This window comes from Methyloceanibacter sp. (genome assembly GCF_049590335.1).
GTDB lineage: Bacteria > Pseudomonadota > Alphaproteobacteria > Rhizobiales > Methyloligellaceae > Methyloceanibacter.
Window position 1 is genome coordinate 1 of record NZ_JBAWCQ010000103.1, and the last position, 20,949, is coordinate 20,949.

Annotated in this window: 20 protein-coding genes and 1 pseudogene; 8 read left to right on the forward strand and 13 right to left on the reverse strand. The window is 60.7% G+C overall.

The window, feature by feature from the left end; translation table 11 throughout:
* From WBQ77_RS08300 to WBQ77_RS08330, 7 genes are all read right to left on the reverse strand, one after another.
* On the reverse strand, positions 1 to 119 hold a 119-nt coding region (locus WBQ77_RS08300; RefSeq protein ID WP_424059761.1), incomplete at its 3' end, for a TfoX/Sxy family protein.
* Between the two features lie 19 nt (positions 120 to 138).
* Complete coding sequence (locus WBQ77_RS08305) at positions 139 to 2,055, reverse strand: B12-binding domain-containing radical SAM protein (RefSeq protein WP_424059738.1); 1,917 nt, start codon at positions 2,053 to 2,055, stop codon at positions 139 to 141.
* A gap of 206 nt (positions 2,056 to 2,261) precedes the next feature.
* Positions 2,262 to 2,594, reverse strand: coding sequence for a DUF1622 domain-containing protein (locus WBQ77_RS08310; protein ID WP_424059740.1), 333 nt, complete (start codon positions 2,592 to 2,594; stop codon positions 2,262 to 2,264).
* A gap of 135 nt (positions 2,595 to 2,729) precedes the next feature.
* Positions 2,730 to 3,119, reverse strand: a complete 390-nt coding sequence (locus tag WBQ77_RS08315) for a tautomerase family protein (protein WP_424043501.1) — start codon at positions 3,117 to 3,119, stop codon at positions 2,730 to 2,732.
* Between the two features lie 4 nt (positions 3,120 to 3,123).
* The gene (locus tag WBQ77_RS08320; protein ID WP_424059742.1) at positions 3,124 to 4,749 is read right to left on the reverse strand and encodes an acyl-CoA synthetase; all 1,626 of its coding nucleotides are present in this window, start codon (positions 4,747 to 4,749) and stop codon (positions 3,124 to 3,126) included.
* 401 nt (positions 4,750 to 5,150) lie between these two features.
* Positions 5,151 to 6,050, reverse strand: coding sequence for a DUF1013 domain-containing protein (locus WBQ77_RS08325; RefSeq protein ID WP_424043498.1), 900 nt, complete (start codon positions 6,048 to 6,050; stop codon positions 5,151 to 5,153).
* A gap of 314 nt (positions 6,051 to 6,364) precedes the next feature.
* Positions 6,365 to 6,685: a hypothetical protein gene (locus tag WBQ77_RS08330; protein WP_424043496.1), complete on the reverse strand. Its 321-nt coding sequence runs from the start codon at positions 6,683 to 6,685 to the stop codon at positions 6,365 to 6,367.
* A 369-nt stretch (positions 6,686 to 7,054) separates the two neighbouring features.
* Here WBQ77_RS08330 and WBQ77_RS08335 point away from each other — a divergent pair, with 369 nt between their 5' ends.
* Positions 7,055 to 8,083 (forward strand): YheT family hydrolase, encoded by a 1,029-nt coding sequence (locus WBQ77_RS08335; RefSeq protein WP_424059743.1) that lies wholly within the window; start codon positions 7,055 to 7,057, stop codon positions 8,081 to 8,083.
* Between the two features lie 11 nt (positions 8,084 to 8,094).
* Here WBQ77_RS08335 and WBQ77_RS08340 read toward each other — a convergent pair whose 3' ends face one another.
* Both WBQ77_RS08340 and WBQ77_RS08345 read right to left on the reverse strand, forming a co-directional pair.
* Positions 8,095 to 9,666 (reverse strand): solute symporter family protein, encoded by a 1,572-nt coding sequence (locus WBQ77_RS08340; protein WP_424059745.1) that lies wholly within the window; start codon positions 9,664 to 9,666, stop codon positions 8,095 to 8,097.
* The gene (locus tag WBQ77_RS08345) at positions 9,663 to 10,103 is read right to left on the reverse strand and encodes a DUF485 domain-containing protein (RefSeq protein ID WP_424059747.1); all 441 of its coding nucleotides are present in this window, start codon (positions 10,101 to 10,103) and stop codon (positions 9,663 to 9,665) included. Before WBQ77_RS08345 ends, WBQ77_RS08340 begins: the two co-directional genes overlap by 4 nt.
* A 373-nt stretch (positions 10,104 to 10,476) precedes the next feature.
* Between WBQ77_RS08345 and WBQ77_RS08350 the strand changes: the two genes are divergently transcribed.
* Positions 10,477 to 12,465, forward strand: a complete 1,989-nt coding sequence (locus WBQ77_RS08350; protein WP_424059749.1) for a DUF3604 domain-containing protein — start codon at positions 10,477 to 10,479, stop codon at positions 12,463 to 12,465.
* Between the two features lie 126 nt (positions 12,466 to 12,591).
* Here the strand turns inward: WBQ77_RS08350 and WBQ77_RS08355 are convergent, their stop codons facing one another.
* Complete coding sequence (locus tag WBQ77_RS08355) at positions 12,592 to 13,584, reverse strand: NAD(P)H-quinone oxidoreductase (RefSeq protein WP_424059751.1); 993 nt, start codon at positions 13,582 to 13,584, stop codon at positions 12,592 to 12,594.
* Between the two features lie 114 nt (positions 13,585 to 13,698).
* On the opposite strand from WBQ77_RS08355, the gene WBQ77_RS08360 reads away from it, so the two are divergent.
* From WBQ77_RS08360 to WBQ77_RS08380, 5 genes are all read left to right on the forward strand, one after another.
* The gene (locus tag WBQ77_RS08360; RefSeq protein WP_424043486.1) at positions 13,699 to 13,887 is read left to right on the forward strand and encodes a DUF1192 domain-containing protein; all 189 of its coding nucleotides are present in this window, start codon (positions 13,699 to 13,701) and stop codon (positions 13,885 to 13,887) included.
* A 286-nt stretch (positions 13,888 to 14,173) separates the two neighbouring features.
* Positions 14,174 to 14,707, forward strand: coding sequence for a DUF1465 family protein (locus tag WBQ77_RS08365; RefSeq protein WP_424043484.1), 534 nt, complete (start codon positions 14,174 to 14,176; stop codon positions 14,705 to 14,707).
* Between the two features lie 336 nt (positions 14,708 to 15,043).
* A complete protein-coding gene (locus WBQ77_RS08370; protein ID WP_424043483.1) occupies positions 15,044 to 15,703 on the forward strand; it encodes an SDR family oxidoreductase in 660 nt (219 codons plus the stop codon).
* Positions 15,704 to 15,790: 87 nt separating this feature from the next.
* On the forward strand, positions 15,791 to 15,964 hold the full coding sequence (locus WBQ77_RS08375) for a hypothetical protein (protein WP_424059753.1): 174 nt from the start codon (positions 15,791 to 15,793) through the stop codon (positions 15,962 to 15,964).
* 154 nt (positions 15,965 to 16,118) lie between these two features.
* Positions 16,119 to 17,057 (forward strand): serine hydrolase domain-containing protein, encoded by a 939-nt coding sequence (locus WBQ77_RS08380; protein WP_424059755.1) that lies wholly within the window; start codon positions 16,119 to 16,121, stop codon positions 17,055 to 17,057.
* 223 nt (positions 17,058 to 17,280) lie between these two features.
* Here the strand turns inward: WBQ77_RS08380 and rpmE are convergent, their stop codons facing one another.
* Positions 17,281 to 17,502 carry a 50S ribosomal protein L31 gene (gene rpmE / locus WBQ77_RS08385; RefSeq protein ID WP_424043479.1) on the reverse strand — a complete coding sequence of 74 codons (222 nt, stop codon included), beginning with the start codon at positions 17,500 to 17,502 and terminating at the stop codon, positions 17,281 to 17,283.
* A gap of 367 nt (positions 17,503 to 17,869) precedes the next feature.
* On the opposite strand from rpmE, the gene WBQ77_RS08390 reads away from it, so the two are divergent.
* Positions 17,870 to 19,636 (forward strand): ABC transporter transmembrane domain-containing protein, encoded by a 1,767-nt coding sequence (locus tag WBQ77_RS08390; RefSeq protein ID WP_424059758.1) that lies wholly within the window; start codon positions 17,870 to 17,872, stop codon positions 19,634 to 19,636.
* A gap of 2 nt (positions 19,637 to 19,638) precedes the next feature.
* Here WBQ77_RS08390 and WBQ77_RS08395 read toward each other — a convergent pair whose 3' ends face one another.
* The gene (locus WBQ77_RS08395; protein WP_424059760.1) at positions 19,639 to 20,667 is read right to left on the reverse strand and encodes a peptidoglycan -binding protein; all 1,029 of its coding nucleotides are present in this window, start codon (positions 20,665 to 20,667) and stop codon (positions 19,639 to 19,641) included.
* A 38-nt stretch (positions 20,668 to 20,705) separates the two neighbouring features.
* Positions 20,706 to 20,949: pseudogene (locus WBQ77_RS08400) on the reverse strand (hypothetical protein); the annotation flags it as partial.

Below are 20,949 nucleotides of genomic sequence, written 5' to 3' on the forward strand. Positions count from 1 at the left end.
GCGAACATCACGTCGCCCGCATAGACGCCGGCGCCGCCGAACATCCGGCGAATAGCGACGGGCCCAAAGCTTGCGAGCTGATCCTGGACGAATTCCTTGAAGCCTTCGGACGCGCTCATCCGATCACTCGGCTGGGGCTTACGCGGCCGGGGCTTTTTCGCCCGCGGATCCGCTTTCGTTGGCAGGGTCCGGCGCCGTGAAGGGTTTTTTCGGCTTGGCGGTCAGCACCGGCTGACCCTTGCCATTGCTCTTCGGGTCGCCGTTCGTCGCGCCGTTGGGCTTGCTGTTTGACTTGCCGGCAACCCGCAATTCGCGCTCCACGGCAACGCGCGCGGCTTCGTTTTGGTTGTAGAGGCCCATATGTTCGGAGTCTTCCTCGGCGACCGCCGTGAGTGCCTCGTCCTTGTAGTCCATGGCGTGGGGGTCGGCCTCGATCTTTTTGACGATGCTCTTCAGCTCCCACCAGCTTTTGCCGAGTAGGGTCGCTTTGCGCGCGATCTCGCCTGCGTATTTGGCATAAAAAACGACTGGGTTTTCGATCGGCAGGCCCGACCGCCGGTCCGTCCGGTGCTTGATACGGAAGATGCCCCATTGCAGTGGATGCAATCCCTCGACCGGTACTGCATTCTTGAACCAGAACAGCACCGGCATGAGCGAGCGGATGTTGACGCCGCTGGCATGGGCGCGGCGCAGGACCGTCTCCAGGTGCTCCCTGGTGTAAAAGATCTGCCAGGCCGAGTGGTACGCGCCCTGCCACTCTTCCTTGCTCATCTTCGGATGTCCGGTGACCACGTGCTCCAGCTCGTACTTGTTCATGTCGGGGTCCATCCAGACCCCTTTCTTGGCGAGCACTTGGTGATCTTCGGACCCGGGCAGGGGCGTGAGGATGAAGAACTCCAGCATGTCGAGCGGCAGTTCCTGCTTGATGATCTCCAGGTCCTGCTCGATCGATTCGGGGGTGTCGTTGGGGAAGCCCAAAATGTAGCCCGCGAAGGTCATGATGCCGACGCGCTTCCAGTCGAGCAGCATCTTCCGGTACTCGGTGATCTTGTTCTGCCGCTTCTTGGCCGCGATCAGGTTCGCCGGGTTAATGTTTTCAAGCCCGATGAAGACGCGGGTCACGCCGGCTCGCTTCGACTTCTCGATAAAATTTGGGATCTTGTGGCACAGCGTGTCGACCTGGATCATGAAGCGGATGTCGAGCCCATCCTCCTCGCGCAACTTGATGATGCGGTCGTAGATCGCTTCCCAGTCCTTGTTCCGCGCGAAATTATCGTCGGTGATGAAGAAGCGGTTCACACCCTGCTCGTAGTTCATACGCAGGATCTTCTCGATGGAATCCGGCGTGCGGTATCGCGACTTGCGGCCCTGCACATTGATGATGGTGCAGAACGAGCATTGGAAGGGACAGCCGCGGCCGGCGTCAAAGCTCGTGACGTTGCCGACCGTGCGGTCCACAAAATCGTGCGGCAGGAAGGGCGGTGAGGGCACGTCGGCCAAGCACGGCAGCTCTTCGGTCATGTGATTGTAGAGCGGCTGCAGCGTCCGGTTTGCGGCGTGTTGTATTACGGTGTCGATGTGTTCCTCGGCCTCGCCAGCAAAGATCGAGATGCCGAGCGCCTGCGCTTCCTTGATGTCGTCGGGAAGTTCGGGGAGCATCGACAGGCAACCCGAGACGTGGAACCCGCCTACCATCACTTGGATTCCCGCGGCGATGAACGGCCGGGCGATATCCACCGCGCGCGGAAATTCGTTGGACTGCACGCCGACAATGCCGACAAGACCGTGCCCGCCATTGTCTTCGATCAGGCGGACGAGGTCCTTAGTCTTGACGCGTGCATTGGTCTCGTCGATGGCCAGAACGTCGATGGGTAGATCCGGTCCCAATACGCCACGGTCGGCGGCGCCCTGCGCCAGGCCATAAACGGCGGCGAGCGAGTTGGACGGCATGGTGGACCGCATCCACTGCACCACATATCCGTCTTTGTCGTAGTGAGACGGTTTGATCAGGATGAATTGGAAACGCGGGCCGTTCGTCCGTGTTGACTCTGTCATCCCTCAATCCCGTGAAGTGACGCCCTATGCAATGGAGGGCTCAAGTTATTGGGCTGCTTTGAAAAATCGTGCCCCGGCCTCAAAGACGAAGCTATCCCCCGTTTCCGCCCGAAATTTGGCCAACCGAGCGTCCACATGATCCGGCAATCGTGCAGAGCAAAAAATTAGGGTCACTGAACCATAAATTCGCGCACCGGTCCAACGGATTAGGGCGACGCTGGGCCGGCGGATTGGTTCTTGAGCGATTTGTTCGGTTGGGACTCTTCGAGCCTGCCGAAGTCGGCGATATCCCGGGCGAGGAAGTAGTTCAGCATGGTCCGTACAACCGCGATGACAGCAAGCTTCCAGATATCGTCCCAGGTGGGGGCGACCGCCGTGCGGACGATATCCGCGGCCAGCGCGAATTCCAGGGCCAGCAAGATCCAGGTGGCGAATTTCAGCCAGATCGCCCGGCCGCGAAACCCATCGGCGGCGCCGGTGACAATAGCCGCAATCAGGGACAGGACCGCCTGGGTCGCGCCAAACGCCACGACAAGCACCGCACCGCACTCGATGGCGAGCGCGACGTAGTTCGCAAATTCGTGGAACGTGTCCTCGAGCTGAATAGCGGCGTCCTCCCCTGCAGACGTCGCGAAGGTTACGCCGATTCGGCGCCTGCCTTACAGCGCGCGAGGCTAAAGCTCCCCGGTCAGGAATTGGCCGCGTCCGAGCCCGAACGACCAGTCCTCGTCCGTATTCTCGACGATGGAGACCATCACGTCGGAGGGAGCGATACCGCAGGCGCGCTCCAGCTCCTCGCAGAGGAGCCGGTAGAAGGCTTCCTTTTTCTCGCGCGTGCGGGGGCGGGAGATGACCTGCACCACCACGACCTTGTCGGTGCGTTCGATTCCAAGGCCCGTATCCTCGACGATCATGTGGCTGCGCTTGTGCTCCTGCACGATCTGATAGCGGTCGCGCTCGGGCACCTTGAACGCAACGAGCATAGCTCGGTGCGCGGCATCGAGCAGCGTCTTCAGCTCACCGTCTGTGCGGCCTTCGATCAGATCAAAACGGAGTAGGGGCATCGGCTCAAACGTCCTTCGTCAGTTCGCGCAGTTTGAACTTCTGGATCTTGCCGGTGGAGGTCTTGGGCAGGTCCACGAAGACGACGTAGCGCGGGCATTTGAAATGGGCCAGGTGCTCGCGGCACCAGGCGACGATGTCGTCCGCTTCCGCCTTCGCTCCGGGCTTGAGCTCCACGAAGGCGCACGGCGTCTCGCCCCATTTCCGATCGGGCTTCGCCACCACGGCTGCACTCAGCACATCGGGGTGTTTGTAGAGCGTGTCCTCCACCTCGATGGAGGAGATGTTCTCGCCGCCGGAGATGATGATGTCCTTGGAGCGATCCTTCAGCTGGATGTAGCCGTCCGGGTGCATGACCCCGAGATCACCCGAGTGGAACCAGCCGCCGGCGAAAGCGTCGTTCGTGGCTTTCTCGTTCTTCAGGTAGCCCTTCATGACGATGTTGCCGCGGAACATGACCTCGCCGATGGTCTCGGCGTCGGCCGGGGTTTTCTCCATGGTCTCCGGGTCCATGACCGTGAGATCCTCGAGCGTGGGATAACGCACGCCCTGGCGGATGCGCTTCTTGAGTCGGTCCTCGTAAGACAGCTCGTCCCAGGCGTCGTGCCAGGCATTGAGCGTGGCCGGACCGTAGGTCTCGGTCAGCCCGTAAAGATGGGTGAGCTCGAAGCCCGCCTCTTCCATCTGGGCCATGACGGCGGCTGGCGGCGGGGCGGCCGCATGGTTGAAGGCGACTCTGTGATCGAACTCGCGCTTGTCTTTCTCGTCCGCATTCAGAAGCGCCGACATCACGAAGGGTGCGCCCGACAGGTGGGTCACTTTGTGGTCGGCGATTGCGTCGTAAATGGGTTTGCCACGCACGGCGCGCAGGCACACATGGGTGCCCGCCATCATGCTGAGCGACCACGGGAAGCACCAGCCGTTGCAGTGGAACATAGGCAAGGTCCAAAGATAGACCGGGTGCTGGCCCATGCCGGTGGCGATGGTGTTGCCGTAGCACATCATGGCCGCGCCGCGATGGTGGTAGACGACGCCTTTCGGATTACCGGTGGTTCCGCTTGTATAATTCAGTGAGATGGCGTTCCACTCGTCGGACGGCATCGCCCAGGCAAAGTGCGTATTGGCCTCGGAGACGACGGTCTCGTAGTCGAGGTCGCCAAGACGTGTGCCCGGAACGCCGAGCTCGGTGTCCTCATAGTCGATGATGAGCGGTTTGACCCTGGCAATGCTCAACGCTTCTTGCATTACCAGTCCGAATTCGGTGTCGCAGATAAGAATTTTGGTTTCGGCGTGGTCTAGCATGAAGGCGATATTGGCCGCGTCCAGCCTTGTATTGATCGAGTGCAGCACACCGCCCGTCATCGGCACCCCGTAATGGGCTTCGAGCATGGAGGGCGTGTTGGACAGCATCACCGACACCGTGTCGCCTACGCCGATGCCGCGTGCTGCGAGCGCGGAGGCAAGCTGGCGCGCGCGCCTATAGAACGTCGCGTAGGAGGCGCGCGCGGTGCCATGAATGATGGCGGTGTGTTCGGGATAGACTGACGCGGCACGCTCCAGGAATACGAGCGGGGTCAGAGGCTGGTAATTCGCGGGCGTCTTGCTGAGCCCGGCGTCATAAGCATTGGTCATGGGCGTATGGAGTAGGGTGCGTTTGGTTGCCGCACCCTAGCCATGGCGGACCGCATGAATCAATTCTTCTTATGGGGGCCGGGCAAAAAAGCACACTCCCGCCGGTGGCGATGGGCGGTAAGGCTCATCGCGTCCCGCAGGGCACCAGGTCTACCGCCGCAGCCGGCGCGCGCGCCTTGCTCCGCGCCTTAGTTGGAGCGGTGCGTGTAGTAGGCGAGCGTGACGCCAAACACGCTGAACGCAACGACGATCAGTGCGAGAATACCGATATCGGTCGGGCTCATGAGGATCTCCCTTTCATCAAGAGCGATGAAAGGAGCATGCTTGCCTCAAGGCTCGTTCCGGGCCTTGAGCGAGATCAAGCCCGGACGAAACGTCAGACGGACGTGCCGGGGCGCTTACTACTTGGAAGAGTCTGCGCCTTCCGACTCCGTGTCTTCCGAGCCTGAGTCTTCCGATCCCGCGTCTTCCGTCCCCGCCTCTCCCGAGCCAGTGTCTTCCGGACTCTCGCCCTCGGGCTTCAAGTCCTTCAGCTTGGCGAAGACAGAGTCCGCGTCCGGCGCTTCTTCGACCTGTTCCGGAGCGGCCATGGCGTCGCGGGCTTCCTGGGCGAACGCGGTGGCCATGTCGGCATCGGACGCTTGCGGAGGTTCGAACGGCGCGCCCGCATCGGGCGCGCCAGCGTCGGCCTCGCCGAGGCCGATGGTCTCCTCGGTGGGGAGCAGGGAGCCTGCCTTCTCGACAGGGATGCCAGCCTTCTTCTGCTCGCGTTCGAGCCGCGCGGCCGCGCGTTTCACGGCGGCGTCGAGATCGGTCTGCGAGCAGAGGCCAAGCGTCACCGGGTCCTGGGCGATGAGGTTCGGTGAGTTCCAGTGGCTCCGCTCCTTGATAGCCAGGATCGTCGGCTTCGTGGTGCCCACTAGACGCATGATCTGACTGTCCTTCAGCTCGGGGTGGCTCTTCAATAGCCACAGAATGGCGTTGGGCCGGTCCTGACGGCGGGAGACCGGCGTGTAGCGTGGGCCGCGCTTCGTCTTGACCTCGGGCACCTCGACCTTGGGCTCTAGAAGCTTCAGCCGGTGTGCCGGTTTTTCCTCGGCACGGTGGATCTCGTCGCGCGATAGCTGGTTGGAGGAGATCGGGTCCATGCCTTTGATGCCCTGTGCTACGTCTCCGTCGGCGATGCCTTTCACTTCCAGCACGTGCAGCTGGCAGAACTCGGCGATCTGCTCGAAGGTCAGGGATGTGTTGTCGACGAGCCAAACGGCCGTCGCCTTCGGCATCAATGGGGTGCGATTCATGATGGCATTCAAACCTTGCGTAAAAGGGTTACGTCGCGTCCCTCGCCATCCCAGGCGAAAGAGCCAAACGTCCCGATTTCAGTGGAATAAACTCTATATAGGCGTTGATGAGCGCCTGCGCAATCTGTTCCGGGGTTCATGCGCGATCCGCGAGACCCCCGGTTCGAAACCTGCGACCGGGCGGCCTCGGCCCTACTGTTGGGCCACCTCGGCTGGCCTCACTTCGCGAGGCAGGAGATGGCAGCGTGGGCTTGGTCGCCCGAAGCGCTGCCGCACCAAGCGTGGCTGGAGCCGCTTACGAGAGCCGGGCGCGGTTAGCTGCTGCCCTGACACCAGGCCGCGATCACCGTTTCGTTTTCGGGGCATGAGGCAAACAGCCCGGAGCCGTCGGCGACGACGACACGAATCGAGGCCTCTCCGGCTTTCCCCTTTGGTCCAGGGTTGCCCTTCGGTCCGGCGTCGCCTTTGCGTCCTACCTTTCCAGGCGGTCCGGTAGTTCCGGGCTCACCCCTGGGGCCAGCTTCGCATTTGGCACCGACGGCCCGCTGCTCCCCTTCGGGCCAGGCGGGTCCGGCCTTGGCCTTCGAGCCGTGCCCGTCGCCAAAGCCGAACAGCAGCAACGCGGCCGAGCACACAACAATAGCAGCGATCTTTTACATGTGTTGCCTTCCCTTCATTTCGCGCAAACATGGATCTCTTGGGCGCCGATCTATGCTGCAGGAAAATTGTTTTCGTCGAATTGTATATAATTGTGAAAAGTCACCTGTAATTTAGCGAATTCTGCTGTTCTATAATATGATTCTTCAGGGAACAATTTGCCATTATTGCCCAGAAATTATTGCATATAAGGCTGGAAGACTAGGCCAGTCTGGCGTCAGCCTTCCTGCAATCGATCGGTCTTGCCGCTTCGTCCAGCGCGAGGCCGATGGGCGGCCGCCACCAAAAAGGCCTCGCCGGCCGCGGGACTTAGCGCGGGGCCTTGAATTCGGCGCACTAAGGCCGACGTGCTGTCTGTGCTGGATGCATTTCGAGACATCGCCGGACAAGGCGCCAAGTTTCAGGACCGCGCGCCATGGTGGGGCGGGGACCTGCAGACGCTCCGCAATGTGGTGATGCGCCGGTCCAGGGGCTTGCCCGGCCGGTCTTCGACACTCGAATTTCCGATGAACGATGGCAGTGGTGACCGGCTTGGGGCCACGCTCCACGAACCCGATGTGCCGCCCAAGGACAGTCCCCTCGTCGTGCTGATCCACGGGCTCACCGGATGCGAGGACAGCGACTATATGCGGGAGTCCGCGCGGTTCCATCTTGCTCGCGGCCGCGCCGTCCTCCGGCTGAACCTGCGCGGTGCCGGCCCTGCGGGGCATCTTGCCAGCAACTACTATCACGCGGGCTGTGCCGCCGACATTCAGGGCGTGCTTGAAGGGCTATACGCGCCGCATACTCAACACGGCCTGTTTCTGGTCGGGTACTCTCTTGGCGGCAACGTTCTGCTCAACTGGCTTGGGCGCGGAGACAAGCAGTTGCCCGTTGTCGGTGCGGCTACCGTGTCCGCGCCGATCGAGCCCTGGCAAGCCTGCCAGCGAATGATGGAGCCGCGTAATGCGCTCTACCATCACTTCCTCATCCAGCGCATGAAGCGCGATGTGCTGAGCTTCCTCGGACTGTCGCCGTCGGAGCGCCAGACAATCGAGGGCACACGAAACATTTTCGAGTTCGACGATCATTGGGTCGCGCCCCGCAATGGATTCGATGATGCGATGGACTACTACACGCGCACCGCCGGCGCGCAGTTCGTTCCCACTATTGCCGTTCCGACCCTCATGATCCATGCGCGCAACGATCCGTGGATCCCGGCGGAGCCCTATCTCGTCTTGAAAGAGCACGACCTACCGCAGGTCGAGATTCTGCTGTCGAATAGTGGGGGCCATCTCGGTTTCCACGCGCGCGGGGCGCACGAGACGTGGCATGACCGCACCATCGATCGGTACATATGGACGCTCACCGGCCGTGACGCAACCGCCGAGCAGTAGCTCACTATAGCCTAGTTGGCGGCTGCTTTCTCGGCTCCAAGGCCCGTATTGGCCCGCACCGTAAACTCGGCGAACTTTTTTTCCGCGGACGGCTCGCGGCTCAGCAATGCCCCTATGATGGCAGCAGCGAATCCAAGAGGTACCGAGACGATCCCCGGATTGCGCAACGGGAAAATTGGCTCACCCGCAATCAATGCGTTGCCATCCGTCCCCATAATGCTCGGGCTGAGGAGGATCAGAACGATCGAGCTGACCAGCCCGACGCCTAAACCCCAGCACGCGCCAGCCGTATTGAATCGTTTCCAGAACACAGCGAGCACGATCGGCGGCAGGTTCGCGCTTGCAGCCACCGCAAAAGCGAGACCGACAAGGAAGGCCACGTTCGTCGAACGCAGACCGATGGCGAGCAGGATTGCCGTTGCGCCCACCACGAATGCCGCTATCCGCGCCACCCGCACTTCCTCGCCCGCCGATCGCTCGCGGCCGTGGTGTATCACGTTGGTGTAGAAGTCATGCGCGAAGCTGGTACTTGCACTGATGGTGAGACCGGCGACGACAGCCAAGATCGTGGCGAATGCCACCGCGCTGATGAAGGCAAAGAAGATGTCGCCACCAAGGTGCAGCGCCAGCAGTGGCGCGCTCATGTTCTGATCGGGGATGTTCGCCGGGGTCAGCAGGGTAGCTGCGCCAAACCCGAAAAACGTCGTCATCAGGTAGAACGCGCCGATAGCCAGCATCGCCCAGACCACGCTGAGCCGGGCCGTCTTTGCATCGGGTACCGTGTAGAAGCGAATGAGGATATGCGGCAACCCGGCCGTTCCTAAGACCAAGGCAAGGCCGAGCGAGATCAGGTCGATGGCGCCCCACGTGCCTTTGAAGGCAAGGCCAGGCTGCAAGAAATTTTGGGTCACTTGCTGGCCGGTCTTCGGATCGATCCAGGTGACGTGACTGACGGCCTCGAAGAAGTTGCCGAAGCTGTATCCGAACTGCGCCATGACCATAACGCTCAGCATCGCGGAGCCGGCCAGAAGCAGTATGGCCTTGGTAATCTGAACCCAGGTCGTGGCGAGCATGCCGCCGAAAACCACATAGATGATCATCAGAACGCCGACACCGATCACGGCGAGTTCGTAGCTCACGCCGGGCAGCAGCAGCTTCACAAGGCTGCCTGCGCCGACCATCTGCGCGATCATGTAAAACGTCGTGACGATGAGCGTGCTTAGCGCTGCCATGGCGCGAACCGGCCTTGCTTTCAGCCGGTAGGCAAGGACGTCCGCCATCGTGAACTTGCCCGAGTTCCGCAAGGGTTCGGCGACGATGAGGAGAACTGTGAGGTAGGCCACGAGAAAGCCCACCGAGTACATGAAGCCATCATATCCTTTGAACGCGATCAGTCCGGCAATGCCGAGAAAGCTCGCGGCGCTCATGTAATCCCCAGCGATCGCCAACCCGTTTTGCCACGCCTTTATCCGCCGCCCCGCGGCGAAGTACGCGTTCGCTCCTTTGGATTGCCGGGCCGACCACCAAGTGATCAGAAGCGTGAATGCGACGAATGTCAGAAAGAGCCACAAGGCAGCTGTCATGGCTTCTTGTTTCCCCCTGTTGAGAGGGCGTCGCTGCGGACCTTTGCCGCAAGCGCGTCGAAACTCTTTGCCTCACGCAAGTAAGCCCATGTGACGAGACCGACCATCACGAACTGTGAGAGCGCAAAGACATAGGCGACGTTCACGGGTCCGAGCCACGAGATCGTCGACGACATCATCTCCGGGAAAAAGCCGACCAGCACGAGCAGGGTGAAGTAGTAGGTGAGGAAGAAGATCGTTGCCGGAATAAGGAATCGCGCTTTCGATTTCACGAGCGTCTCGAAGTCGCTCGATGCGGCAACGCGATCCCAGTCAACGACGTCTAAATCCTCGTCCGCGGTCCGCTCGTGGGACGGCGTAGCACCGGAACGGCCGATACGCGAAACGTCCGTTTCGGCACTGACCTCGGTGGTCAAATCGAGATCTTTTTTGCTCACTCGGTAGCGACCCCCCTTGGCGCATGTATGGTCTAGCAGCGCTTGAATCTTAGTAGCGCTTCAAACCATTGTAGTCGCCCCGGACCTACAACGTCACCGTCCGTCTTGCTTGTCGCGTTTTGCGCCGAAACCATCCGTGATTGTCCTTGAAGGCGTCCGCCCGGCATGCGCGACCTCAAGGCTTGCTCACTTGGGCTGGTGAGGCGCTGTTGTCGAGACGATGCACTTGGGCATGGCATCAATACTCAAACATCACGGGTATTGAAAAGGGTGCGGGGCGTTCGACCTATAGACGGCGCGCTTGATTGGCTCCGCAAAGCAAGGTAGAGCGCTATTGCGATCAAACGAGAATTTGTGGAGAGGCTTAGCCTTCGTGCGTGTCACGCTGACACGCGGCGGGGCTGCGGTTGCCGTTTGCGACCAAGGAAAGGCGGATGTGATGGGCCGGAGTAAAACCGCACAGCGCAGAATGAGTGCCGGCCTTGTTGCCGCAATCCTTTTGTTCAGCGCCTCCGACATCTTCGCCTTCGAAGGCAATCTGGCGCCTGAGATCGACGCGCGCACCGGCGACTATTCGCCGTTTGTCGGACGCGCTTACCCCGATCAGGTGCTGTTCGGCGACCTGCATTTCCACACCAAACTGTCATTCGATGCCGGTTTGGTGGGGACGTCCCTGTCGGTGCACGATGCCTTTCGCGTCGCGCGCGGAGAGAAAATCATATCCAACACGGGGCAACCCGTGCAGTTAATCCGGCCGCTCGACTTTCTAGCCATTACTGAGCATGCGGAATTTCTCGGCGTCGCCACCGCTCTTAAGGGTTCCGACCCCCGTCTTCTCGGAAACGAGGCCGGCCGGCGGATCTATGACCAGTTCAATGCGGGGCAAGAGGGCCGGATGGCGGCCTTTGCCGACATCATCGAAATGGCGACGGTCAAGGGCGTCGATCCGTTCGCGCACCTCGGTCTGGCCGATTCGATCTGGACGGATCTGCTTCCGGTCATTGACGAATACAACGACCCGGGAACCTTCACCACGCTTGCAGGCTTCGAGTGGACCTTTACGCCCAAGGGCGACAATCTGCATCGGATCGTACTGTTCCGCGATGACGCCGACACGACCAGCAAAGTCCGACCATTGTCGTTCTTCGAAGCACCCGACCCCGAGCTGCTGTGGGACTATCTCGCCGCGTACGAGGAATCGACCGGCGGCCGCGCGATCGCCGTTCCTCACAACGCAAACATGAGTAACGGGCTCATGTTCTCGGATCGAATGTTCAACGGTAAACCCATGACGCGGTCCTATGCAGCCAAGCGCAGCCGATGGGAACCGATGCATGAGATGACTCAGATCAAGGGAGACGAGGAAACGCATCCGCTGCTGTCACCCGACGACGAGTTTGCAAATTTTGAAACATGGGATGTGGGGAATCTGTCGGGAACTGCGCCAAAGACGCCCGAGATGCTGCAGTACGAGTATGCGCGCTCGGCTCTCAAGCTCGGGCTGAAGCTTGGTCAAGATCTTGGCGTCAATCCCTACAAGTTTGGCCTTTACGGGACCACGGATGCCCATACAGCGATCCCGACTTCCAGGGAGGACAACTATTTCGGCAAGTACCAGCACACCGAACCCTCGCCCGATCGGCACAACTTCGATGTGATCCCTGCCGAAGATCCAGCCTTGCGGATTGTAACCGCGCAAGAATCGGCCGCCGGCCTCACGGCGGTCTGGGCGCGACAGAACACCAGGGGGGAGGTCTTCGACGCCCTGACGCGGAAGGAGGCCTATGCCACGACCGGGTCGCGCATACGCGTGCGGGTTTTCGGTGGTTGGAACTTCGACGCTGACGACATCGGCGTGTCCGATTTTGTGGCACTCGGATATCGCGACGGCGTTCCGATGGGAGGCGATCTCACTAATGCCCCCGCGGGAGGCGCGCCGCGTTTCCTCGTCTCGGCCGCGCGTGACCCCGATGGCGCCAACCTTGACCGTGTCCAGATCATCAAAGGCTGGGTCGATGCATCGGGCAAGACTCATGAACGCATCTACGATGTTGCCGTTTCCGACGGCCGGACGATCGGGGCGGATGGACGTTGCCGCGAAGCGGTCGGGTCTACGGTGGACCTCGAGACAGCGACTTTCACCAATTCGATTGGCGACTCATCGCTGTCAGCGCATTGGATGGATCCCGCGTTCGACCCGGCCGAAGCAGCTTTTTATTATGTGAGAGTTCTTGAGATCCCCAAGCCCCGCTGGACAACGCACGACGCGGCGTTCTTCAACATCCCGCTGCCCAAGACCGTGCCGCCAACCGTGCAGGACCGCGCCTATACCTCGCCGATCTGGTACGCGCCTGAGGGGTGAGACCGCGCTGTTCTCCTCCTTTGGCGTTGCGAAGCCGTGACAGCCTGAGTTTCGTTTGTGACCAAAGCGGACGCTCCAAATGAGCGGCGGACCGTGTCACGAGTACGCGGTAAGCGGTGGTGGCCCTCACGTCGTCAGCACGATTTTGCCAACGTGAGCCGGATCGTCGATGCGCTTATGGGCTTCGGCCGCCTCGGCGAGCGGGAAGGTCGAGTCGATCACGGGCTTGTACTTGCCTTGCGTGATCAGGGGCCAGATGCGCTCCTCGATGACAGTCGCCATCTTCGCCTTGGTCGCATCGGTCTGGGCGCGCAAGGTAGAACCGGTCAGAGTGAGCCGGCGCATCATCAGCCGCATGAGATCGACTTCAACCTTGGAGCCCTTCAGGAACGCGATCTGCACGATATGGCCCTCGAGCGCCGCGGCGCGGATGTTCCGCTCGATATAGTCGCCGCCCACCATGTCGAGGATCACGTCGGCGCCATGCTTGGCCGTGGCCTCTTTCACGACGTCGAGAAAATCTTCCTTGCGGTAGTTGATGGCCCGGACGGCGCCCAGCGCCTCGCACGCTTTGGCTTTGGCGTCGTCGCCCACGGTCACGATGACCTTGGCGCCGAAGGCGGTACCAAGCTGAATGGCCGTGGTGCCGATGCCGCTCGCTCCGCCATGCACCAGGAGCCAGTCGCCTTCCTTGAGGCCGCCGCGCTCGAAGACATTGTGCCAGACGGTGAAGATGGTCTCGGGCAATGCCGCCGCTTCCACCGGGTTCAGCCCGTGGGGGGCGAGGAGGGTCGTGGTTTCAGGCGCCACCGCATACTCCGCATAGCCGCCGCCGTTCACCAAGGCGCAGACGAAATCGTCCGGCTTGAACCGCGTGACATTCTCGCCAATGGCAACGATAGGCCCTGAGACTTCGAGCCCTAAGAGATCCGAGGCGCCTTTGGGGGGCGGGTAGAGGCCCTGGCGCTGCAGCACGTCCGGCCTATTGATGCCAGCGGCGGCAACCGCGATGAGGACCTCGTTTTCAGCAGGGTTCGGCAGCGGCCGCGTCTCCGGGGCCAGCATCTCGGGCCCGCCCGGCTCGCGGACTTCAATCACGGTCATGGTCTCTGGCAGCATCGGGTCCTCATCAGTTTCGCGTGTTCACTCTTAGAGAAGAGCGCCGCGCGATGCTAGGATGGACGCGACGGCGCGAAACGGGACGGCATTCGCAATCGAGCGGAGATTTCGACGATGGACCTCGACGACCTCACACCGAAAAAGCCTAAAGGCCACGAGATTGGGCAGGACCTGTCCAAGCTGTCGGAGGCCGAGCTGAAGGCGCTGATCGGAACGCTTCAAGGCGAGATCGGCCGCATCGAGGCGATGCTCGCGACGAAGGTATCTTCGCGCAGCGCCGCCGAAGCCGCCTTCAAGAGCTGATTTCCACGCGACAGAGTTTCTTTAGGTAAATCGGGTCTTAGTCTTAACCGGTTGTTAGGGACTCCCCCGTAAAGTCATTGTTATCCAGTCTTCTGGATCTGAGTGGCCTGTTCCACTCTGTTTGACGCCTCCCTGTTAACTTCCTGAGCCGCCATCTTGGCGGCTCCTTTTTTTGCCCTCCATTTGCCGCAGCTTGCGTCTTAACCTTTCTTACCGGAAGGTAACGACAGCGCTTACCCATGGCATAGTATGTCCCGTAATAAGGGGCGATGGAGTACAGGGGGCGATGGCGGGTAAAACCGAAAACAATAGCTATGGAGACGGCGTAACCGTCTCATTCGGCGCGAAATTTGCGCGTTCCAATCAGTTCAGATCCGTGTTTCGCGAGGGTATGGCGCTGGTGGAAGCCGCCGCTGCCTATCTTGATGGTGATGGGCGAAAAGAGGCTCGTCAGCTCCAGCCGCCGCACTCTTTGGCCTATGCGACGGAGAGCATGCGGCTGACCACGCGGCTGATGCAGCTTGCGTCCTGGCTCCTTATCCGCCGGGCCGTTACGGAAGGCGAACTCACGCCGGAGCAGGCGGTCGAGGAGCAGCGGAAAATCAAGCTGCCGGTGGAAGATTCCCGCCCCGTGCGCGATCTGGAGGCGTTACCGGAACGGTTACGGGCTCTTATCCTGGATAGCGTCAGGCTGCAGGAACAGGTGGTCCGTTTCGACCAGATGATGGATTTTAAGCAACCGGATTCCGAGGACGCCAATCATCCGGTGGGGGCGCATTTTTCGCGGCTCCGGGCCGCTTTCGGTCAAGACGGCGAATAGCCCGTTCCTAAAAGATCATCACTTGAAGCATAGCGGGACATCTGCTGACGGCCTCCATGGCGGAACGCGGGCGGGCTCTCCCAAAGAGTCTGCAAAGTGCCAATAACGGTCATCTAAAGTGATGTTCTCCTGGCTTCCGGGTGTAACAGAACGCATCTTCCCAAGAAATCTTCCTAGGTTCCGACTTCATCAGCTCGTGGTAAGTGCAATGCAAATTCCTTGCTTCTTATAGGTTTCCCGGAGTGTCTATTGTTGCCTCTGCCCGACGCGCTGTTGGCCCTGCCTTCGTCGGTACGTTAAGAAGTCCTGCGAAAGCGGCATGAGAAGGAGTGAAGCATGACCACAGTAGTCGTGACTGGCGCGAATCGGGGTATCGGGCTCGAGCTCTGCCGACAATTTGCGAGACGCGGAGACAAAGTCATCGCGACCTGCCGGAAGGATTCGCTGGAGCTAAGGGAGACAGGCGCTGAAATCCACGAGGGCATCGAGGTGACCGACGACGCTTCCATTCATGCTCTCGCTGGCGAATTGCAGGGTCGACGCATCGACATCCTCGTGAACTGTGCCGGCATCTTGACTCGCGAGAGCCTAGACGACCTGGACATCGACCGAATTCGCCGACAATTCGAGATCAATGCAATCTCACCGCTACGGGTTACGGCGGCGTTGCAGGGTTGTCTGGGTCGAGGGTCTAAGGTGGCGATTATCACGAGCCGTATGGGCTCGATTGAGGACAATACCTCCGGCGGGTACTACGGGTACCGTATGTCCAAGGCAGCCGTTAATATTGTAGCGCGCAGCCTGGCGCACGACCTGAAAGATCGAGGTGTTTCAGTGTTTCTGATCCATCCTGGCATGGTAGCAACCGAGATGACCGGGCATCGGGGAATACCTCCCGAGGAGGCGGCGGCCGATTTGGTAGTCCGGATCGACTCTCTAGGCCCGGAGGATTCGGGCACCTTCTGGCACGCGAAGGGTGATCTCCTTCCCTGGTAGAAGGGCCTTCGGCTTCAAATCTCGACTGCAAACGTTTTGAGCTATTCGCGCCTGAACTATCTTTGCGCCGATGGAGGAGAAGCGCCGATGAAGCATAAGGCGATCGTGAAAATCAGTACCGTATTGATCTTGTCCGGCAGTATGGCCGCTACTCTTGGTTCTGCTGTCTTGGCGAAATCCGCGGTTCCGCTCAATGATTTCTACAACCCGATCAATCTCTCGGAAATCACGCCAGAGAATATGCAGAGCTGGCCATACTAAGAGCTGGCCATACTACAAGTATGTTTCTGCAAATTGGGACGACTACGGTTTGTTCGGTACCGTACCCATCATGGCCGCCGCGCCCCCCGCGCCTGTGACAATCGCGGACGAGTAATTCGATCTACAGCAGGACTTTCGTGCTGGCCGTAGTTTTGTGGACCCGCTCAATGCGACACAGACTAAAGGCTTTCTGATTATCAAGGACAACGCACTCCTGGGCGAGTTCTATGATAACGGATTCAATGCCGATCAGACGCAACTCTTACAATCCTCGTCCAAAACTTATGCTGGTATCATCGCGTCGAAGTTGATTGATGAAGGCAAGCTGCATCCAGACGCAACAGTTGAGAGTTACCTTCCCGATTTCGAGGGGTCAGCCATTGGGAAGGCTAAAGTTCAGCATGTACTCGATACGACCGCCGGGCTATTGCCCGCGACCGACTACCACGTTCCCGGCGGCGAAGCCTTTGTCTTCGAGATAGAGCGGGGCTCAAAGCCAAGTGACCCCGGCGGGCATCGTGAGGCTGTCATCGAGGCCAAAACTCAAAACGCGCCTGGAGAAGTTTACACCTATAACGACAAGAACACGGACTTGCTGGCGATGTTGGCCGAAGGAGTGACAGGCGAACCGTTCAACAAGCTACTTTCCGATATATTCGACGACTTCGGTGCCAACAGCCGGGGTTCTATTGCGCTGACGGTCGATGGAACGGCGAGCCCATCCTATGGCATCAGCACGACCCTGCGGGACTACTGTCTGCTTCACCAATGGATAGCCCAGGGAAAAGCACCCAAGAGCTTCTATGCTTCTGTTGAGGACGTCGATAAAGACCTGCTCAGAGAGTCTGAGTCGGGCAAGGATATGGCTGCTCTGTTTGGCACGCCGGTCACCTACGCATCACAGGCTTGGTACCTGCCTGAGCACAACATTATCCACTCTGTCGGCTCCTATGGACAAGTGGGCTTCAGCGATATGGAAACCGGCATTGGGGTCGTCTTCGTTCAGGACTGGGAGGACAATGGGGTGCCCGCAAAGAATGCGGAAACCGTGGTCCGTGCACTCTTCGTACTTGATCAGCTAAAGGCTCAATGAGCAGGAAACGTTACGGGTGAACTGCTTCGTCGAGGTGCAGTCAGCTCACTAGCTTTGATGATGTCCGCTTTGGGTCAGTAGCGGACTCTTCCCACGGCCCGATCTTATCTGTGGCTGCGCTTCTATTAGGGTCATGGCCTCATAGACGCCGACGATCCAGGCGCTTCAAACAAAAAGCCGGCCCAGAGGGCCGGCTTTTGTGGTTGGGCGCAGGGTCCCAATCTTACTTGATGAAGCCTTCGTACTTCTTCTTAAAGCGCGAGAGGCGGCCGCCACGGTCGATCAGATGCTGCCCACCACCGGTCCAGGCGGGGTGGGTCTTGGGATCGATATCCAGCTTCAGCGTGTCACCTTCGGCGCCGTAGGTCGAGTAGGTTGCAAACTCCGTGCCGTCCGTCATGACCACCTTTATCTGGTGGTACTCGGGATGAATGTCATTCTTCATGGCTCAAAACCTTGTTTGCCGGGCCACCCGGGTTTTCAGAGCGGCTCCGCGTCGCATCGTCATATTCTAGCGGAATTGGCGGCAGGCTATAGCGCGGAACGGGAGCCAGAGCAAGGTCATGCGAAATCCGAAAAATTCCTAAGGGGGTGGCCGCGCTACCAAGGCTGCCATGGGCGCGGGCCAGACTTGGCATCATCAAAGTCTTTGCGTGCGGGGCTAAGGCCCTTAAAGTCGGCCCGATTATCACTCCGCCGGTTCCGGCGCAAAACTCGACAAAACTTACAATAGACTGGGCCTAGTGTTGCAACCTGTTTCCCTTCAGCCTGCGGGCGCATCTGCGCGATCCGCCGAACCGCGACCCGACAAGATGGATAAGTCCCAACGGGCCTCGTTGCGGCCTCTCGCGCGGATCAAACCTTACCTCCTTCGTCACAAGGGCATGCTCGCCGCGGCGCTGGTCGCCTTGGTCGCGGCGGCGGGCGCGATGCTCGTGCTGCCGCTCGCCTTACGCCGAATGATCGATCTCGGCTTTTCCGGCATCGAGCCCGAATTGGTGGACGTGTATTTCGGAACGCTGGTCGGCGTCGGCGCGGTCCTCGCGCTTGCGAGCGCGGCGCGTTTCTACTGCGTGAATTGGCTTGGCGAGCGCGTCGTGGCCGATATACGCACGGATGTTTTTGCCCATCTCACGGGTCTCAGCCCGGCCTTCTACGAGGTGTCCCATTCGGGTGAGGTGATGTCGCGGCTGACGGCCGACACGACCCAGGTGAAGGCAGCCGCTGGCACGGCCATCTCGCAGGCCATCCGCAACGTGCTGCTTCTTGCCGGCTCTGTCGTCATGATGATCGTGACGAGTCCCAAGCTCTCGCTGGCGGTTCTCATCGTCATCCCGCTCATCGTGCTGCCGCTCGTCGCCTATGGCCGTTCAGTGCGTGCCCGTTCGCGTTTCGCCCAGGACACGCTGGCGGAGGCCTCGGCCTATGCGAGCGAAAGTCTGGGGCAGGTGAAAGTGCTTCAGGCCTTCACCAATGAGGGCGCCGCGACCGGCCGTTTCCGGCGGGCCATGGATAGGGCTTTCAACGCGGCCAACGACCGGGCCAAGGCACGGGCGGGGCTGACGGCCATCGCCATGTTCTTGGTCTTCGCCAGTGTCGTGGGTGTCCTGTGGTACGGCGCGCAGGACGTGCTGTCCGGTTCGATGACTGGGGGCACGCTCGGACAGTTCGTGCTCTATGCTGTCTTTGCCGCGGCGGCTGTCGGCGGGCTCAGCGATGTCTGGGGCGAGGTCGCACAAGCTGCGGGCGCGGCCGAACGGCTTGGCGAATTGCTCGAGGCGCGGTCTGAGATCCAGTCCCCGCCACATCCGACGCCGATGCCGCAGCCGGCGCGCGGCGAGATCGCGTTTTCGAATGTACGTTTCGCCTATCCGTTGCGGCCCGACACGGACGCGCTGGACGGAGTAAGCTTCACGGTGAAGCCTGGCGAGCGGGTCGCGCTGGTCGGCCCGTCCGGCGCGGGCAAGACTACGATCTTCGCGCTGCTCCTGCGCTTCTACGATCCGCACTCCGGCACGGTCCGCGTGGACGATGTGCCGGTCGACATGGCCGACCTTGCCGACCTACGTGCCCGGTTCGCCATCGTGCCGCAGGAGACCGCGCTCTTCGCCGATACGGTTGCCGCCAACATCGCCTACGGCGCGGATGGGGCCTCGCGTGCGCAAATCGAGGCGGCCGCCAGGGCTGCTTTCGCGCATGACTTCATCGCCGAACTGCCGAAGCGCTACGACACGGAGCTGGGTGAGGGGGGCGTCACGCTCTCTTCGGGTCAGCGGCAGCGTATCGCCATCGCCCGCGCGGTTCTGCGCGATGCACCGATCCTCCTGCTGGACGAGGCGACGAGCGCGCTCGACACCGGCAACGAGACGATGGTGCAGAAGGCGCTAGACAAGGTAATGGATGGGCGCACGACGCTCGTCATCGCCCATCGGCTCTCCACCGTGGTCAATGCGGATCGCATTCTCGTCTTCGATCACGGGCGGTTGGTGGAAGAGGGCACGCATCAGCAACTGGTTGCGCGCAGCGGACTCTATGCCCGGCTTGCATCGCTTCAGTTCGCACCCGACGCGGCGGAGTAGCGCTACCTCTCGGTCAGCTTGAGTTCGATGCGGCGGTTGCGAGCGAGTGCCGCAGGGCTCTGGCCGGAATCGATCGGCTGATACTCACCAAAGCCTGCCGCCACGAGATGTTCGGGGGCAATGCCACGGCCCATGAGATAGCGCACCACGGAGATGGCGCGCGCGGCCGAGAGTTCCCAGTTCGACGGGAAGATGGACGAGGAGATCGGCCTGATATCCGTGTGCCCGTCCACGCGCATCACCCAAGGAATGTTCGTGGGAATATTCCCCTCGATCTCTTTCAAGGCTGCGGCGAGCTTGTTGAGCTGATCATAGGCCCCTGGCTTCAGCGTGGCCGAGCCCGGATCGAACAGGACGTCGGAAGGGAACACGAAGCGGTCGCCGACGATCTTGAAGTCTTTGCGTTGCCCAAGAGTCTTGCGCAACTCGCCAAAGAAGTTCGAGCGGTAACGCGCCAGCTCCCGCGCCTTTATAGCGAGCGCCACGTTGAGGCGCTGCCCGAGATCGGCGATCCGGTCCTGGCTGTCTTTGTCCTTCGCCTCGGAGGCTTCCAGCGCCTCGTTCAGCGCGGCGAGCTGGAGGCGCAAGGCGGCCAGCTGCTGATTGAGCAGTTCGACCTTGGCGAGCGCGTCATTGGTGATGTTGCGTTGTTCGTCGAGCTGGGTGCCGAGCGCTGTGATGCGGCCAGCCGCATCGTCGGACTCCCCGCTCGCATCGCCTAGTAGGCCGGTGAGCCTCTTTTTCTGCGCCTCGGTATTGAGGAGTGTCGCTTGCAGGGCGGCGAGATTGTCCTCGGCGGCATCCTTCTTGGAGCGCTCGAGCGCCAGAAGTTCGGTCAGCTCCGAAAGTTGGCGGTTGAGCCGCGACAGCATCGTGTCCTTGCCGGTGGAGGCCTGGGTGATGATGTAGTTCGTCACCATGAACAGGGACATGAGGAAGATCACGACGAGCAGCAGCGTGGAGAGCATGTCCACGAAGCCCGGCCAGACATTGGCTTGATAGTGGGCGCGGCGGCCGCGGGCGAGAGCCATCTATGCCGTCCTTACGGACATTGTTTGCCTCATCGACATCATTTGCCGACAGGCGCCTTGGGCTTGGCCCCGACCTGGCGTAGCACGGCCGCAATTTCCTGCTGCTGCTGGGATTGTTCGTCGGCCCATTCCCGCACGACCTTTTGCTCGGCGCGCATCTGTCTGATCAGCTTGTCGACGCCTTGGGAGAGGTCATGCACGGCCGTCTCGGTACCGCTGCCTTGTCCCACCCGATCGCCGAGATCGGAAATCGAGCGCTGCATATCCATGAGCGCGTAACGC